Source organism: Vitiosangium sp. GDMCC 1.1324 (assembly GCF_003044305.1).
GTDB lineage: Bacteria > Myxococcota > Myxococcia > Myxococcales > Myxococcaceae > Archangium.
In genome coordinates this window covers 124,555-141,507 of the sequence record NZ_PZOX01000030.1, presented here as the reverse complement: position 1 = coordinate 141,507, position 16,953 = coordinate 124,555, and the positions used below count along the sequence as shown (strand labels likewise).

Below are 16,953 nucleotides of genomic sequence, written 5' to 3'. Positions count from 1 at the left end.
CGTTCTCAGGTGCCGATACGACGTAGGGTGAGCAGCGGACCGTCGTCCACCTTGCGCCCGGTGAGGTCGATGACACAGTCGAGCATCCAGTCGCCGTGGCCCTCGGGGTCCAGGATGCGCTGCTGGGCCTCCCACTGCCGCTCGCCCGTCTCCTTGAGGAAGGTGTTGGCGGGCCGGCGCGCCTGGGGCGTGAGCACCACGGTCTTGTGCTCCTCGAAGTAGGGCGTCATCGCCTCCCCCAGCTTCGCCACCGTCCACTGATCCCCTCCCTCGTCCTGCCGCAGCAGCGCCAGCGCGTCCGGGTAGCGCCTGTAGGCGAGCGCCCGCAGGAGCCGGTGCAGCTCGTTGCGCACGTGCGCCGCGAAGGCCCGGGGATCGTCGGAGAGGTCCGTGGGGCGGCGATCCGGGGCCTCCGCCCGGCGGATGACGACCTCGCCCGGGTTCTTCATCCGCTCCCACTCGTCCAGCAGGCTCTGGTCGACGTGGCGGATCATCGCCCGCATCCAGTCGATGATCTCATTGACTTCCTGGTTGCGGTAGCGCTCGGGCACCGTCTGGGTGAGCGCCTTGTAGACGTCACCCAGGTAGCGCAGCAGCACACCTTCGCTGCGCTGCAGGCCGTACTCGCGCACGTAGTCGTGGAAGGACAGGTAGCGCTCGTACATGTCGCGGACGATGGACTTGGGCCGGATGTTCTCCGCGCCCACCCACGGGTGCTTCTCCGCGAAGGCGTTGAAGGTGGTGTAGATGAAGTCCCGGTTGGGCTTGGGCCACTCGAGCTTCTCCAGCTCCTCCATCCGCTCGTCGTACTCCATGCCCTGAGCCTTCAGCTCGTTGATCTTGTTGCCCTTGAGCTCGTGCAACTGGGCGTAGAGCACCACCTCCGGGTTCTCGCAGATGGACTCCACCAGCGTCACCACGTCCAGCGCGTACGTTTCCGCCTCGTGGTCGAGCTTGTTGAGCGTGTCCAGCAGATAGAGCGACAGCGTCTGGTTGAGCGAGAAGTCGCGCTGCAGCCCCGGCGCCACCGACACCGTCGCCCCCGAGCCTCCCTGTCCCTTCTGCACCAGCACCAGGCCCGCGTGGCGCAGGGTACGGAAGCACGCCGCCGCCTCCTTCAGGTTGCGCCGCTTGATGTAGTCCGAGCCATGCGAGCGGAAGATGAGCCGCACCAGCCGCTGGTAGCCCTCGGCACCGCCCACCATCTCGCTCTGCAGCAGGTTGAGGAGGAAGCCGTGCGTCACCTCGAAGCGGGACTCCAGCGGCTCGGGGAGCCCGGTCTGCAGGCGCTCGAAGGTGTTCTTGTCGTAGTTGACGAAGCCCTTCTGCGGCGGAGGCTTGCGAGGCAGGCGCTTGCCGCCCTTGGCCTCCTTCTGGGCGATCTTCACGTTCTCGATGACGTGCTCGGGCGCCTGCGCCACCACGCTGCCCTGCGTGTCGAAGCCCTTGCGGCCCGCGCGCCCGGCGATCTGCTGGAAGTCGCGCACGCTCAGCGTGGCCAGTTTCTCTCCATTGAACTTGAAGAGCTGCGTGAAGAGCACCGTACGGATGGGGATGTTCACGCCCACGCCCAGCGTGTCCGTGCCGCTGATGACCTTGAGCAGGCCCGTCTGCGCCAGCTTCTCCACCAGCAGCCGGTACTTGGGCAGCAGGCCCGCGTGGTGCATCCCAATCCCGTGGCGCAGGAAGCGCTGGAAGTCCTTGCCGTAGGGCGTGTCGAAGGGAGCCTCCAGCAGCGCCTGGCGGATGGCCTCCTTGTCCTCCTTTGCGGAGAAGTCCACGCTCATCAGGTTCTGTGCCTGCTCGGCCGCGGCGCGCTGCGAGAAGTTCACCAGGTAGATGGGCGCCTTGCCCTGCCGGATGAGCTCCTGGATGGTCTCGTGCAGCGGCGTCTCGCGGTACTCGAAGTCCAGCGGCACCGGGCGCTGCGCGCTGCGCACGCTGGCCACCTCGCGGCCGGTGAACTCCTGCAGCCGCTCCTCGATGAGGTGCGTGTCCCCCAACGTCGCCGACATCATCAGGAACATGGTGGACGGCAGCGTAATGAGCGGAATCTGCCAGGCGATGCCGCGCTCCCGGTCCGCGTAGTAGTGGAACTCGTCCATCACCACGTAGTCCGCGCGCAGCATGGCGTCGCGCAGGGACAGGTTGGCGAGGATCTCCGCGGTGCAGCAGAGGATGGGCGCCTCGCGGTTGATGGCCGCGTCACCCGTGAGCAGGCCCACGTTCTCCGGGCCGAAGGCCTCGCACAGCGCGAAGAACTTCTCGTTGACGAGCGCCTTGATGGGACAGGTGTAGAAGGACACCTTGCCCTCGGCCATGGCCTTGAAGTGCAGCGCCATGGCCACCAGCGACTTGCCCGAACCGGTGGGCGTCTTGAGGAACAGGTGCTTGCCCCCCAGCAGCTCGAGGATGGCCTCCTCCTGCGCCGGATAGAGGGACAGACCGGTGGACTCCACCCAGCCGACGAAGCGGCTGAGGATCTCATCGGAGTCCAGGGGACCCTGCGAACGGTCGGGCAGCAGCGCCGCGAGCGGCGCACGGGGGGTTTCGATCGTCACCATTGGAGTGGACTCTAGGCGTCAGGACGTGCGGGCCGGCGGGAAAAGAGCAGCAGCGGCATCCAGTGCCCCATTGAAGCGCAACCGGTGCCGTCCGAGGCGGATTCCCCGACGAGACCTCGTCGACTTCCTGACGGGACGGACTCGAGCCGCGGGAAGTCCGCGCGTCCCGGTTCCTCCGGGTCGCGCACCTCCTGGACGCTCCAGCACGAGGGCCACCGGGGGTCATCGCGAAGCTCCCGCCACGTCATGCCATCCGCGCTGCGGAGCCCGTGCACACGCATGTCCGCGTGTCCGCGCGCAGCGCTCGCGTGCGCCATCGACCCCCGCCATGGCGCCCCGCAACGGGATGCGACAAATCACTCACTGGAGCCCTTCTACCCACATCCCCCGACTCCGGTGAGAGGTAGAAAATGTTCATCCATCGTGCATAACTGCACGCTCCCTGAACAGGCATGTAGCGCGGAAGACCGCAGACCGGATATACCGAAAACCCTATGACCAGCGAAAAGCTTGTCTATGCCGAAACCATCGAGGCGCTCTTCGTGAGGGCGCTCGAGAACCGTCTCACGCCGGCGTGCCTCATGCGCCTGCGCGAGGCCGGCCTCGACCTCGAGCAGAAGCTGTCTCCCACCTACACACTCGAGCAGTGGAAGCAGTTCCTCCGCGTCGCGGCGGACCACGTCTACGCGGGGATGCCCGCCGAGGCGGCCTACTACTCGCTCGGTGAGCGGTTCATGGAGGGTTACTTCTCCACCCTCTTCGGGCGGGCGCTGCTGGGCATGGCCCGGCTGCTCGGTCCCCGGAGGGCCCTCACCCAGGCCCGGTTCGCCTTCCGGACGAGCGCCAATTGCAGCGAGGTGCGAGTCGTGGAGCGCGGGCCGACGGAGGTGGAGGTCTGGCTGACGGACATCGGAGCGGACCAGCCGACGTTCGTGGCGGGCGCGCTGTCCCGGGCGACGGAGCTGGCGGGCGGCCAGCGGGTCGTCGTCATCCCCGAGGGTTTCGACGGCCAGTCGGCCACCTACCACATCCGCTGGTCCGAGCAGACCGATGCGGTGGCCGACGCCGGGCTCACCGCGAGGACCACTGCGGGTGGGCAAGCACCCGCGCCTCGGCCTCCGGCGTAAGCGGCTCTCCGTGGGGGGCGCGGGACGAGGAGCGGCGCCATCGCTCCAGCCAGCGCTCCCCCAGGGGTGAGGCCAGGGACTCCAGGCGCGTGGCCGCCACCGTGGTCTCCCCCTTGGTTCCCGTGGACACGCCGGCGCCCACGTAGAAGCCCGCCAGCAGCAAGGTGACGCGCGTGGGGGTGGCCGCGCTGTACGTCAGCAGCAGCGCCCCCTCCCCGTCCTCCCGGCAGCACGCCCTCACCCGCGACAGCACCGCCGTCGTCCACATCTCCGGGTTGGAGGCCGGGGAGAACGGATCGAAGAACACCAGGTCCGCCTTCGGCAGCCCCGCGTCGATCCACCCCCGCGCATCCCCGAGGTGTAGCCTCCAGCGCAGCCCCTCCGCTTCCCAGACGCCGTCGCGCATGAGCGCCTCGGCCGCCTCGCGGAAGGGTTGCAGGAAGGGGAAGCCCGCCGCGTCCGCCAGCGCGAGCCGCAGCGGCGCCAGGTCCACCTCGAAGCTCACCAGTTCCAGGGCCCGCCGCCGCTCGGGGCCCAATTCGCGCGCGCACGTGAGCGCCGCCACCGCGTTGGTGGCTGCCCCCAGGCCCACGTCGTGGATGACGAGGGGCTCGCCGGGAGAGCGCAGGCGCTCGGCCAGGCGCGGCTGATCCACGTAGAGGCGCAAGGCCTCCTGCCACGGGCCCACCGAGGGGTGCATCACCTCCCCGTGCCCGAGGTGCCGCACCGCCCGCGAGCCGTTGCGCAACGTCACCAGCTCGAAGTCACCATCGCGAGGATTCTGGGAGTCCACGCGCTCAGCCCACTTCCTTGAGGGTGTTGGCGCCAGCGCCCACCGCGAGCTTCGCGTCGTTGAGGTCCTTGGGCGTGGCGACGAGCTGCTTCAGCTCGCGGTAGGCCTGCGCGTAGCTGCCCTGGAGGATGGCGTCGCGCATCTTCCAGGTGAGCTGCTGATAGTGATGCACGTTGTGCACGGAGAGCATGCGAGAGCCCGTGTGGTGCTTGCCGCTCATGAGGTGCTGCAGGTAGCCGCGGCTGTAGCGCTTGCAGACGTAGCAGTCGCACGTCGGGTCCAACGGCTCGTCAGACAGGCGGAACACCTGGCGGGTGATGCGGACGAGCCCCTGGAAGGTATAGGCATAGCCCTGCTGCGCCATCTTCGTGGGGATGATGCAGTCGAACATGTCCACGCCGCGCAGCACCGCCTCGAGCAGGTCCGTGGGCGTGCCCACCCCCATGAGGTAGCGCGGCTTGTCCTGGGGCAGCGACGCGGCGGCGCGGGCCGTCATGGCCTTGCGCTCCTCGTTCGTCTCGCCCACCGCGAGCCCGCCAATGGCAAAGCCGTCGAAGGGGTGCTGGGTGAGGAAGGCGGCGCTCTCGTCGCGCAGGTTCGGGTGCACGCCGCCCTGGACGATGGCGAACAGGGCCTGGCCGGTGTCCACCTTGTTCTTGGCCGCGAGGCTGCGCACGGCCCAGCGGTGGGTGCGCTCCATGGCCTCGCGCGTGCCCGCCTCGTCCGTGCGCGAGTCGATGCACACGTCCAGCACCATCATGATCTCCGAGTTGATCGCCTGCTGCATGGCGATGCTGGACTCGGGGCTGAGGAGCTGGCGGCTGTTGTCGTGGAAGCTGCGGAAGTGGGCACCCTTCTCGGTGATGAGCCGGTCCTCGGGGAGGGAGAAGATCTGGAACCCGCCCGAGTCCGTGAGCACCGCCCCGTCCCACTGCATGAAGGGGTGGATGCCGCCGAAGCGGTTGAACACGTCGATGCCGGGCTTGAGCATCAGGTGGTACGTGTTGGACAGGAGGATCTTCGACCCGGTGGCCTTCACCTCTTCCATGCCGAGGTGGCGGAAGGAGGCGTGGGTGGCCACGGGCATGAAGACGGGCGTGGGGATGGAGCCACGACGGGTGTGGAGCACCCCGGCGCGGGCCCCGGTGGGGTCGGTGGTGACGAGCTCGAAGCGGACGGCCATTTCCGAGCCCTTATACCCGCGGCGGGCGCGGGACATGCCCGCTATCTGCTCGGCCGCCCACCCGGCATGCACTCACTGAGAGCCCGCCCTGTTGATTCCGACTGTCAGACCTTCCGCGTAATTCAGGAGTAATGGCTTCAAACTCCTGTGGCTTACGGGAAGGGGTACGACATGTCTCCGCGTTCCGGCAGCCGGTGGCTCCAGTCCTTCCACGGCCTGCGCCAATGTCTTCACCGCGCAGGGACATGGGTGCTGGTGCTGACAGCGTTGATACTCCCTGTTGGGTGCGCCTCACAGGAGTCCATGAGGCCACTCCGATGGGGCCTGCTGTCCAACGACAAATACCGGCCGCCCACCCCCTCGTTCTTGGCCCATCCATCCACCGACTTCACACCCGTGCAGGAGGGGCCCGCGAGGCTCGCGGCCAATCAAGGGCCCGGCCATGCGGATGTCCATGGGTCGAAGCCCGTGTTCCGGCCAGGCCCTCCACCGCCGGTCCTGGACGCGCCGGGGGAACCCTCTGCACCCCCACGCATCGCGCCGAATATCCGGCCGGGCGTCCCCATCCAATCACCTACGCCGGGCAATACGCCCCTCCAGTCTCCGCCAGTAAGAGTTCCCCAGCCGCTCGTACTCCCCATACCTTTCTGGGCCCAGGTCGCCGCGCTCGTCCTGCTCCCGGGGACGGCCCACGCGCCCGACCAGGTTCCGGATTGCGAGCGGACCCGGTCGCACAAGAACGAGCACCTGGCGGGCCAGAGACATCCGGTGACGGGGGTGCTCTTCATGGAAAACGGATACCCTGCATTTGACCCCATTTTTGAAGTCACCATCCCCGAGGAGCTCCGCGGTCCCGAGGTGAGCGACACCCGCCAATTTGCGGATGCCGCACGACAGCTCCGCGAGGAATTCGCGCGCAATCCCACGCTGGAATCCATCTTTTCCCCCGAACAACTCGAGGCCATCAAGAAGGGCTGGCCACGCATTCCGGGGTTGACCTGGCATCACCACGAAGATGGCATGACACTTCAACTGGTCGATCGTGACACGCATGTCAGGACGGGCCATTCTGGGGGCCGGGAAGCTTCCGGTGGACGTCCCAAGTAGAGAGGAAAAGAAGTGCGTTGCACCATCTACAGCCCGGTCGTTGATCGTCAGGCCATCGAGTCCGTGCGGGATGTCCTTCCCGGGTGGTTGCTGCACTGGGAAGGCGAACCAGAGCGATGGAGCTCCGCGAGCTTCACGAGTCCCCATGGAACTCTTACGTTCAATTCCCTGGAGTTCACCGGACCGATGGATCAGTTCGGCAAGATCATCCTCGGTAGCTACAGCTACTTCGGGCGGCGCCAGGATCTTCCCGAATCCGTCAGGAAAGAGTTGCAGGACTTCGTGGCGCAGACCAAGTGGTTGGTCGGCGTCGTGGGAACCTCCGAAGTCCTCTCCGAGGACGTCTTCCTGAAGGCCGCGCTGGAACTGGCGCGCCGCTTGAACGGAAGGGTCTTCAACGGTACGGACCTCATCTCCCCTGAGCCACGGAGCTGGCCCGGATGATCCACCAGGGCCCGGTGAGGAGACGGGCGGGGCCGTTCACGGTTCGACGCCGTCCTCCTTCACGGAGCTGGGCAAGCGAGGCAGGCGCACGGTGAAGGTCGAGCCCTCTCCGGGGCTGCTATCCACGTGGATGGTGCCGCCATGCATCTCGACGATCTGCCGCACGATGTAGAGCCCCAGGCCGAGCCCCCCATAATTCCGTGACGACACCGCGCGCTCGAACCTTCCGAAGATGAAGGGCAGACGCTCGGGGGCGATGCCGATGCCCTGATCTCTCAGGGTGAGCACTGCCGAGCCCTCCTCGAGGGCCACCGTCACCACGATGGGTGCCGCCGCGCCATACTTGATGGCGTTGTCGAGCAGGTTCGTCACCACCTGCTCGAGCCGGAAGCGATCCCACCGGCCCACCACGGGTGTGTCGGCCCGCAACGAGAGGGGCGTGTGCGTGCGCGCCAGCACGCCCCCGAGTTGGGCCACCACGTCGCGGACCAACTCCGAGAGATCCATCTCCTCCATCTCGAGCTGGATGTGGTGGGACTGCAGCCGCGAGACGTCCAGGAGGCTGTCGATGAGCAGGGTCAGGCGCCTGCCCTGCCGTTCGACCCCTTCCAGGGAGGCGGCCACGGTCTTCCATGCGGGCTCCACGCCACCGCGGGCGAGTCGGAACAGGCGCTGGATGCCCAGCCGCAGCGCGGTGATGGGCGTGCGCAGCTCATGCGAGGCAATGGAGAGGAACTCGTCGCGGGCCAGGATGGCCTCCTGGGATTCCCGGTAGAGACGGGCGTTGTCCAGCGCGAGCGCGGCGCGCCAGGCCAGGTCTCCGGCCAGCATCACGTCCTCGTCCTTGTAGCGATCCGGAACCACCGAGATGAAGGTGAGCGCCCCCATGGTCCGCCCCCGAGCCACCAGGGGAACCGAGAGCACCGAGCGCAACCCCATCTCCCGCACGGCGTCCAGGTGCGAGCCCCCATGATCGCACAAGGGCAGCCCCCCCTCCTCCCCAGGATGCGCGGTGAGCACACGCGGGTTCCGGGTGCGGATGACCTCCGCGATGCCCCCTGGCGCCTCCAGGTCCGGCACACACTCCTTCAGCCGTCTCGCGAGCGGCTCCTTCGAGGGCTCGACGTGGACCGAGGCCACACGGACGATGCGCTGGTCCTCTCCCGTCAGGTCCACGGCGCACCACTCTCCGAGGAAGGGCAGTCCCAGCCGGGCCACCGTCGCGAGCGTGGCACCATAGTCCAGCGAGTCCGCCAGCATGCGGCTCGCGGAAGAGAGGAACTCGGAGCGGCGCCTCGCCTCCTCCGCCGCGGCGCGAGCCTCCTTCTCCTGGTGCAGTAACCGATCCCTCTCTTCCTCGGCCAAGCGGCGGCGGGTGATGTCACGTCCGAGGACGACGAGCCCCTTGCGCTGCCCATTGGGATAGAACAGCGGAACCTTGGCGACATCCACGATGCGAGAGCCTCCGCCCGGCTGGGGGATGATCTCCTCCTGGCGCGTGGGACCTCCCGCCGCCCACGTCCGCTGATCGCTCTGGTAGCAGGCGATGAGCGCGTCCCGGAAGAAGTCATCGAGCCGGGAGAGCTCGAGGTCCGTCAAGCCCTGGTATTCCGAGCGAGGCAGGCGGAAGAGCTGGAGCCCCGCATCGTTCGCCTCGAGCCAGCGGCCCTCGCCATCCTTCAGGTAGATGGCATCCGAGGTCGTCTCCAGGAGCGTGCGCAGGCGCTCCGCGCTCGTCCGCAGCGACTCCTCCTCCCGCCGCTGCCCGGTCACGTCGACCGCGAAACCGATCGTCCCCACGCACCGCCCCTCCTCGTCGAAGGCCGGCTCGACACGCACCTCGAGGGTGCGGTGGGACCACAGCGTGTCGTAGCGCGCCGGTTCGCCTCGGAGCGCACGGCCGTGGGCGGAGAGCGCCAGAGAGGACTCCTCACCCGCTCCGAGTACGTCGTGCAGCAGCCTCCCCTCCAGCTCGACCCCCGGGCCGGCCAGCTCCGAACCCGCGGTGGCGATGAAACGCAGCTCCCGGTCGGTGAGGTACAGGAAGACGGGCACCTGGGCGAGCATCCGCCGCAGGGCCGACTCCCGCTGCTGGAGCGCCTCCCTGGGCAACAGGAGACCCCTCATGGGCTGCGTCACGCCCGTCAGCTCCTGGACCCGCCCGGACCCATTGCGAATCCCCCGAATCGAGGTCCGGCACCAGTGCGTGCTCCCATCCGACGTGGCGGGCCGGTGGACACATCGCCGAGCCCTGCCGTCCGCCGCCACGGCCCGCAGTACTGCCAACGTGCGCTCCCAATCCGCGGGATGCACGAGGTCCGCCAGGAACATGGGGAGGAGGCTGACCAGTCCCTCTGCGGGTTGCCCCGGAAGCAACCAGGAGACCGGCTCCACGGAGAGGATGCGTAAACTCTCTGCGTCCGCCTTCCAGCAAAGGGTGGAAGGCGGTGGGGGTTCGCGGTGCGGATGTTCCCAGTTCATCTCCAGCGATGAGTGCGCCACCGGCTGAAGATGGCAACCCCGCGACGCGGCTCCACCCGACTGGCTGGCAAGCCCCAGGATGTTCTCTTCGCCCTCAAAGCACCAACAAGGTCTGCTCCAAGGGGCGCGCTGACACACCTGGGCTCCTCGTCTCCTGAGCGAAGGGTGGAGGCACATCCTCCTCCCCGTCTACCGGACAGGCGGTCATGGACCCAGCGGACACCTGCCCCTGATGTAACCCGGGGTGGGTTCCCGCCGGGACGGAGGAGGAGTCCCACACCTCCCAGCCCGGGTCCTGGCCTTTCGGCGGCATAGAAAACCCCCTCTCCGGGGTTACAAGGGGTCCTCAGCACCGGTCCCGGCGAAATCCACGTGTCGCGCGCCTTCCGGCCGCCTCCCCCTTCCGCTAGAAAGCGCCCCCCATGTTCACCATCGTCAACGTCTCCAAGGCCTACGGCCCCAAGAAGCTCTTCGAGGAGGTCAACGTCGCCTTCTCGCCCGGCCGCCGCTACGGCCTCACCGGTCCCAACGGGGCGGGCAAGTCCACCTTCATGAAGATCCTCGCCGGAGACGAGGAAGCGGACATGGGAACCATCTCCCGGCCCAAGAAGCTGGGCATCCTCCGCCAGGACCACTTCCGCTACGAGAACGATCGCGTCCTCGACGTCGTCCTCATGGGCAACAAGGGCCTGTGGGACGCCATGAAGGAGAAGGACACCATCCTCGCCAAGTCCGACATCACCGAGGACGACGGCAACCGGTTGGGCGAGCTGGAGATGGTCATCGCCGAGGAGGACGGCTACAGCGCCGAGTCCGAGGCCGCCTCGCTGCTCGAGGGCCTCGGCATCCCGACGGAGTCCCACGAGGGGCCCATGAAGCAGCTCACCGGCGGCCTCAAGCTGCGCGTGCTGCTCGCCCAGGCGCTCTTCGGCAAGCCGCAGGGCCTGCTGCTCGACGAGCCCACCAACAACCTCGACATCGACTCCATCCGCTGGCTGGAGAGCTTCCTCATGGCCTTCGAGGGCGTGCTCATCACCATCAGCCACGACCGGCACTTCCTCAACTCCATCTGCACGCACATCGCGGACATCGATTACGAGACCATCATCCAGTACACCGGTGGCTACGATGACATGGTGAGGCAGAAGGCCCAGGTGCGCAGCCGGGTCGAGTCCGAGGTCTCCGAGAAGAAGAAGAAGATCGCCCAGCTGCAGGACTTCGTGGCCCGTTTCCACGCCGGCACGCGCGCCTCCCAGGTGCAGAGCCGCATCAAGCAGATCGACAAGCTGAAGACGGACGATCTCAAGCGCTCGAACATCGCGCGGCCCTTCATCCGCTTCGATCAGAAGCAGGCCAGCGGCAAGCAGACGCTGCAGATCGACGGCATCGCCAAGAGCTACGACGGCCACAAGGTCATCCGGCCCTTCAGCTCCCTGCTGGTCAAGGGCGAGAAGGTCTGCGTCATCGGCCGCAACGGCGTGGGCAAGTCCACCCTGGTGAAGATGATCGCCGGGCAGATCGAGTCGGACGGCGGGAAGATCACCTGGGGCCACCAGGCCTCCATGGGCTACCTGCCGCAGGATCACCACGGCACCATCCGCAAGGGCACCACCGCCTTCGAGTGGCTGCGCGACATCAACACCAAGCTCACCAACGAGGAGATCTCCGGTGTGCTGGGCCGGATGCTCTTCTCGGGCGAGGAGCGGATGAAGCCCACGGACACCCTCTCCGGTGGTGAGACGGTGCGCCTGCTCCTGTGCAAGCTGATGCTCAACCAGGACAACGTGCTGGTGTTCGACGAGCCCACCAACCACCTGGACCTGGAGTCCATCAGCGCGCTGGCCGAGGGCCTCCAGAAGTACGAGGGCACGGTCATCGTCGTGACGCACGACCAGGAGCTCATCTCCGAGGTGGCCACCCGCATCTGGAGCCTCGAGGAGGGCAAGCCGGTCAACGACTTCAACGGCAACTTCGCCGAGTTCCTCGAGAAGAACCCCTTCCACGCCGCCCAGCGCCGCTAACGGCTGAAGCGGCGCAACAGGAACACGCCGAACCCGAGGCCCGACGCCCAGGTGACCGCCGCCGCCAGCGGTGTCAGCCGGGGCTTCCCGGGCGGTGGAGGAGGCGGGGGGTGCAGGAGCGCATCGATCTCTCGTTCCTCCTCCCGCCGCTTCTCCCCCTTGGTCATGGCGGGGCCGGACTCGGCCAGCTGCTTCTTCCCCGGGGCCTTGCCCTCCGGCGACTTGTGCTCGAGCAAGGCGTTGATCTCCGCGCCCAGCAGGATGACCTGCGAGGAGATGTACATCCACAGCAGCATCACGATGACGCCGCCGAGCGCGCCGTAGTTCACGTCGTACTTGCCGAAGTTGCGCACGTACACGGAGAAGCCCCAGGACGCGATCAACCAGAAGAGGACGCCCACCACCGAGCCGGGCGTGATGAACCTGAACTTCTGCTCCACGTCCGGGAGGAAGTAGTAAACGAGGGCCAGGACGAACATCATGATCAGGCCCGCCACGGGCAGGCGCAGCCACATCACCAGGGTGCCGAACGGCTCGCCCAACCATTTGGCGAAGGCCGGCGTGACCACCATGGCGAGCGAGGCGAGGATGGAAAGCACTGCCCCCGCCAGCGTCACCAGGATGGCGATGCCCCGCACCTTCCAGAGGGGCCGGGACTCCTTCACGTCATAGACGGTGTCGAACGCGTCCATCAGCGCCACCACCCCGCCCGAGGCCGCCCACACCGCGCCCACGGCGCCGATCGTCAGCAGCCCCACGTTGTTGCTCGCCGCCAGGTCCTTCAGGCGCTGGCCCAATATCTGGGTCACCGCCTCCGGAGCCACCTTGCCCAGCTCCTGGATGAGCACCTGGGCCTGGGCGGGATCGATGATGAGGCTCGCGAGCGCCACGAGGAACAGCAGGAAGGGAAACAACGCCAGCACGCTGGAGAACGTCACCGCGGCGGCCACGGTGCTGATCTTGTCGTTCTGGTACTCGTTCTTCAGCTCCTTGAAGAACTCCTTCCAGCTCATCCCCTTGCCTGGAAGAACCATCGCGCCTCCCTCCGAGTGACAGAGCAAGGATGCGCATCGCGCCCGCCTGCCCCACCCCGCTCCGCGCGAGCCCGCCCGCCCGGCTCCTCCCGGAGCAGGCAGGGGCGCTACATCCGAAGGAGCACGCGCTCGCCCGTGCGCTCAGCCCGCGTAGACGGGCAGCAGCGGCGCATCCTCGAGGCGCGGCGCGGCCAGGTCCTTGGGCGACAGCAGCGGCGCCGTCACCGGCCAGGCAATGCCCAGCGCCGGATCGTTCCAGGCAATGCCGCGCTCGGAGGCAGGCGTGTAGAAGTCCGTGCACTTGTAGTGGAAGTCCGCGCTCTCGGAGAGCACGCAGAAGCCGTGCGCGAAGCCCGCGGGCACCCACAATTGGCGCCGGTTGTCCGCGGACAGCTCCACGCCCACCCACTTGCCGAAGGTCGGCGAGCCCCGGCGGATGTCCACCGCCACGTCGTAGACGGCGCCCGCCAGGGCCTGCACCAGCTTGCCCTGCGCATGGGGCTCCTGGAAGTGCAGCCCGCGCAGCGTGCCCTTCACCGAGCGCGAGAAGTTGTCCTGCACGAACGGGCCGGGGATGCCGGCCTCCGCGTAGCGCTGCGCGTGGAACATCTCCATGAAGAAGCCGCGGTCATCACCGAAGCGCTTGGGCTCGAGGATGAGGACGCCGGGCAACTCCGTCGTGAGCACCTTCACTTCACCGCTCCGCGGTTCTCGATGAGCTGCATCAGGTACTGGCCGTACTCGTTCTTGCGCATGGGCTCGGCCAGCTTCGCCACCTGCTCCGCGCCGATGTAACCCATCCGGTAGGCAATCTCCTCCGGGCAGGCCACCTTGAGCCCCTGCCGCTGCTCGATGATCTGGATGAAGCTGGAGGCCTGCATCAGCGACTCGTGGGTGCCGGTGTCCAGCCACGCGAAGCCGCGGCCCATCAACTCCACACCCAGCTGCCCGCGCCGCAGGTACTCCGCGTTCACGTCGGTGATCTCCAGCTCGCCACGCGTGGAGGGCTTCAGCCTCGCGGCGATGTCCAACACCTCATTGTCGTAGAAGTACAGGCCCGTCACCGCGTAGTTGGACTTGGGCTGGGCCGGCTTCTCCTCGATGCTCAGCGCCCGGTTGTCCGCGTCCAGCTCGACCACGCCGTAGCGCTCCGGATCCCTCACGTAGTAGCCGAAGACGGTGGCGCCCTTCTCCCGCGCCGCCGCGCGCTGCACCAGGTCCACCAGGCCGTGGCCGTAGAAGATGTTGTCCCCGAGGATGAGCGACACCCGGTCCCTGCCCACGAACTCGCGGCCGATGAGGAAGGCCTGTGCGAGTCCCTCGGGGCGCGGCTGCACGGCGTACTGGAAGCGCATGCCCCACTGCGCGCCGCTGCCCAGCAGCTCCTCGAAGCGCGGAAGATCCGCGGGAGTGGAGATGATGAGGATGTCCTGGATGCCGGCCAGCATCAGCGTGGTGACCGGGTAGTACACCATCGGCTTGTCGTAGATGGGGAGCAGCTGCTTGCTGACCACGCGCGTCAGTGGGTACAGCCGCGTTCCCGAGCCACCCGCCAGCACGATTCCCTTCATGTTTTCCTCACCGAGCCCGCAGGCCGTTCAGCAATCGCTCGACTGAAGACGAGAGCTCGAAAGAGATGCGCCGTCCCAGAACGCGCTCCAGGCGCCGGGTATCTCCCACGCTCACCGGCACGTCACCCGGGCCACGAAGCAGGTGCTCGGCGGTGCGGACCTCCACCCGTGAGCCCACCTGCCGGAGGATCTCCTCCAACAGAGAGCCCATGCGCACGGGGTGGCCGGAGCAGATGTTGAGGATCTCCTCCTCCGGATCGCGCTGTCCGAGCGTCCAGAGGGCATCCACCACGTCCGCGAGGTCCACGTAGTCCCGGACAGGCGTCAGATCCCCCACGGTGAGGCACCCGCCGCCCGCGGCGGCCAGGGCGAGGGACTCGCGGGCGAAGCGAGCAGGCGCCAGGGAGCCGGGCATCCCGGGACCGATGATGTTGAAGAAGCGCAGCACGCCCACACGCAGCCCGCGGCGCCGGGCGATCAGCGACAGCCGCGTCTCGGCGAGCTTGGCCACTCCGTACTCACCCACGGGGCGCTCGCGGGCATCCTCGGAGATGGGCTCGGGGCCCAGGTCTCCATATTCCGCGGCCGAGCCCGCCACGAGGATGCGGGGCTGATAGCCCGGCACCGCCTGGACGGCCTGGAAGAGGTGGAGCGTGGTGGAGACATTGGACGCGAAGACGCCCTGCGCCCCACCCGCGGTTCCGCCGGCCAGATGGTAGATGAGCGATGGGCGCTCGCGGGAGAGCAACTCCGTCAGGGGACCCGGCCCCGCGGCCAGGTCGATGGAGTAGTGCCCCGGCTCCTCCTGAGGAGTCCGACTCACGCCCAGGCACGGGCGTCCCTCGGCACGCACCCGGGTGGAGAGGGCCCGGCCGACGAAGCCGGCGCGCCCGGTGATGAGGACGGACTCAACCATGGCGGGGGAGAAATTGATCCCGACGCTTCTGGAACTCGTCCGTGGCGACCGCGTAGTCGTCCGTGCGGCCGATGTCGAGCCAGTAGCAATCCTGGCGGGCGCAGTCCACGCGCTCACCGGCCTGCTTCAGTCGCATCATCAGCTCGGGGATGTCCAGCCGCTTGCCGCGCTCCATGTAGCGGAGCGCGCCCCGATTGAAGAAGTTGATGCCCATGCTCACGCTGTACGAAAGCGTCGGCTTCTCGATGTAGCGGCCGAGTTGCCCGGGCGGGTCCTCCTCCACCACGCCGAAGTCGATCTTCACGTCGCGCTTGTAGAGGCTGATGGTGGCCAGGGCCCCGCTGGCCACGTGCGACTCGAAGGCGCGGCGGTAGTCCATCGTGGTGAGCAGATCCCCGTTCATCACCAGGAAGTTCTCGTCCAGGCGATCTTCCACCAACGACAGCGGCCCGGCCGTTCCCAGGGGCTCCTCTTCGTGGGAGTACTGGATGTTCACGCCCCACTTGCTGCCGTCGCCACAGAAGACGCGGATGAGCTCGGCCAGGTGGCCCGTGGTGACGATGAGCCGGTCGAAACCCGCCCGCGCCAACTGCCGCACGACGATCTCCAGGATGGGGAGATCATCGATGGGCATCAGCGGCTTGGGAAAACTGGTGGTGTAGGGCCGCAGGCGCGTGCCCTTACCACCCGCGAGAATGATGGCTTGCAAGGTGGCGTCCTAACGGTTGTAGACGTCCGGCCGGAAGCTGCCGGCGTGGTTGCGGATGAACTCGATCGTCTCGAGCAGTCCCTTTTCGAGCCCCATCCGAGGCTGCCACCCGGTGAGCGCCTGCGCCTTACGGGAATCCGCCAGGAGCGTCATCACCTCGCTCTTCTCGGGGCGGGTGCGCTCGGACTCGCAGACGATCTCCTTGTTCACCCCCGCCAACCGGAGGATCAGCTTCGCCAGGTCGCCGATGCTGATGGCCTTGCCAGAACCGACGTTGATCACCTCGCCTATCGCCTTGTCGCTTTCCGCGACGGCGATGAATCCCTCCACGGTGTCGGCCACGTAGTTCAGGTCACGCACGGGCGTGAGCGAGCCGAGCTTCACCACCGGCGAGGAGGACAGGGCCTGGCTGATGATGGTGGGGATGACGGCACGCGCCGACTGCCGGGGCCCGAAGGTGTTGAAGGGCCGGATGGTCGCCACCGGCATCCCGAAGCTCAGGTGATAGCTCTCCGCCAGTTTGTCCGCGCCGATCTTCGACGCCGAGTAGGGAGACTGGCCCTGCAGCGGGTGCTTCTCGTCAATGGGAGTGTAGAGCGCGGTGCCGTACGTCTCGGACGTCGAGGTGTGAACGACGCGCGCCACCTTGTGCGTGCGCGCGGCCTCCAGGACGTTGAGCGTCCCCTCCACGTTGGTCCGCACGTAGCTGGCAGGTGCCACGTACGAGTACGGGATGGCGATCAGCGCCGCCAGGTGAAAGACCACGTCCTGCCCGGCCACCGCGGACGACACGAAAAAGGGATCCTCGATGTTGCCGGAGAGCACCTTGATCTTCGAGCGCACCGCAGCGGGAGCCATCTCCAGGTTGGAGAGATCCGGCCGGGCATCGTAGTGCACCATGGCCGTCACCTCGGCCCCCCGCGCGACCAGCGCCTCCACCAGGTGGCTCCCGATAAATCCACCCGCCCCCGTCACCAGAACCTTCGCACCCTGCACATTCACG

At 67.5% G+C, this 16,953-nt stretch carries 14 protein-coding genes and 1 pseudogene; 4 read left to right on the top strand and 11 right to left on the bottom strand.

The annotated features are described in order from the left end of the window. Positions 1-5: 5 nt before the first annotated feature. Entirely contained in the window at positions 6-2,564 is a 2,559-nt protein-coding gene (locus DAT35_RS51395; RefSeq protein ID WP_108076824.1) for an RNA helicase, read from the bottom strand. Between the two features lie 494 nt (positions 2,565-3,058). On the opposite strand from DAT35_RS51395, the gene DAT35_RS51390 reads away from it, so the two are divergent. Continuing rightward, complete coding sequence (locus DAT35_RS51390) at positions 3,059-3,691, top strand: TIGR02265 family protein (RefSeq protein WP_108076823.1); 633 nt, start codon at positions 3,059-3,061, stop codon at positions 3,689-3,691. On the opposite strand, the gene DAT35_RS51385 is transcribed toward DAT35_RS51390, so the two are convergent. After that, complete coding sequence (locus DAT35_RS51385; RefSeq protein WP_108076822.1) at positions 3,636-4,484, bottom strand: tRNA (5-methylaminomethyl-2-thiouridine)(34)-methyltransferase MnmD; 849 nt, start codon at positions 4,482-4,484, stop codon at positions 3,636-3,638. The two genes, DAT35_RS51390 and DAT35_RS51385, sit on opposite strands and share 56 nt — an antisense overlap. A gap of 4 nt (positions 4,485-4,488) precedes the next feature. Beyond that, entirely contained in the window at positions 4,489-5,703 is a 1,215-nt protein-coding gene (gene tgt / locus DAT35_RS51380; protein ID WP_233262204.1) for a tRNA guanosine(34) transglycosylase Tgt, read from the bottom strand. Positions 5,704-6,435: 732 nt separating this feature from the next. On the opposite strand from tgt, the gene DAT35_RS59560 reads away from it, so the two are divergent. Both DAT35_RS59560 and DAT35_RS58555 read left to right on the top strand, forming a co-directional pair. Continuing rightward, a complete protein-coding gene (locus DAT35_RS59560; RefSeq protein WP_158502227.1) occupies positions 6,436-6,774 on the top strand; it encodes an HNH endonuclease in 339 nt (112 codons plus the stop codon). Positions 6,775-6,786: 12 nt separating this feature from the next. Further along, positions 6,787-7,218 (top strand): hypothetical protein, encoded by a 432-nt coding sequence (locus tag DAT35_RS58555; protein ID WP_146210220.1) that lies wholly within the window; start codon positions 6,787-6,789, stop codon positions 7,216-7,218. 36 nt (positions 7,219-7,254) lie between these two features. Here DAT35_RS58555 and DAT35_RS51365 read toward each other — a convergent pair whose 3' ends face one another. Then, on the bottom strand, positions 7,255-9,357 hold the full coding sequence (locus DAT35_RS51365) for an ATP-binding protein (protein ID WP_233262203.1): 2,103 nt from the start codon (positions 9,355-9,357) through the stop codon (positions 7,255-7,257). A gap of 9 nt (positions 9,358-9,366) precedes the next feature. After that, positions 9,367-9,699: pseudogene (locus DAT35_RS62575) on the bottom strand (PAS domain-containing protein); the annotation flags it as partial. A 422-nt stretch (positions 9,700-10,121) separates the two neighbouring features. Between DAT35_RS62575 and DAT35_RS51360 the strand changes: the two are divergent. Further along, positions 10,122-11,720 (top strand): ABC-F family ATP-binding cassette domain-containing protein, encoded by a 1,599-nt coding sequence (locus DAT35_RS51360; protein WP_108076818.1) that lies wholly within the window; start codon positions 10,122-10,124, stop codon positions 11,718-11,720. Here the strand turns inward: DAT35_RS51360 and DAT35_RS51355 are convergent. From DAT35_RS51355 to DAT35_RS51330, 6 genes are all read right to left on the bottom strand, one after another. Continuing rightward, complete coding sequence (locus tag DAT35_RS51355; RefSeq protein WP_108076817.1) at positions 11,717-12,754, bottom strand: YihY/virulence factor BrkB family protein; 1,038 nt, start codon at positions 12,752-12,754, stop codon at positions 11,717-11,719. The two genes, DAT35_RS51360 and DAT35_RS51355, sit on opposite strands and share 4 nt — an antisense overlap. 141 nt (positions 12,755-12,895) lie before the next feature. Beyond that, on the bottom strand, positions 12,896-13,447 hold the full coding sequence (gene rfbC, locus DAT35_RS51350) for a dTDP-4-dehydrorhamnose 3,5-epimerase (RefSeq protein WP_108076816.1): 552 nt from the start codon (positions 13,445-13,447) through the stop codon (positions 12,896-12,898). Beyond that, a complete protein-coding gene (gene rfbA / locus DAT35_RS51345; protein ID WP_108076815.1) occupies positions 13,444-14,325 on the bottom strand; it encodes a glucose-1-phosphate thymidylyltransferase RfbA in 882 nt (293 codons plus the stop codon). Before rfbA ends, rfbC begins: the two co-directional genes overlap by 4 nt. 7 nt (positions 14,326-14,332) lie before the next feature. Further along, positions 14,333-15,241 (bottom strand): NAD(P)-dependent oxidoreductase, encoded by a 909-nt coding sequence (locus DAT35_RS51340; protein WP_108076814.1) that lies wholly within the window; start codon positions 15,239-15,241, stop codon positions 14,333-14,335. Further along, positions 15,234-15,950: a sugar phosphate nucleotidyltransferase gene (locus DAT35_RS51335; protein WP_108076813.1), complete on the bottom strand. Its 717-nt coding sequence runs from the start codon at positions 15,948-15,950 to the stop codon at positions 15,234-15,236. The genes DAT35_RS51340 and DAT35_RS51335 overlap by 8 nt, the downstream gene beginning before the upstream one ends. Positions 15,951-15,959: 9 nt before the next feature. Beyond that, entirely contained in the window at positions 15,960-16,952 is a 993-nt protein-coding gene (locus tag DAT35_RS51330; RefSeq protein ID WP_108076812.1) for a GDP-mannose 4,6-dehydratase, read from the bottom strand. Between the last annotated feature and the right edge of the window lies 1 nt (position 16,953).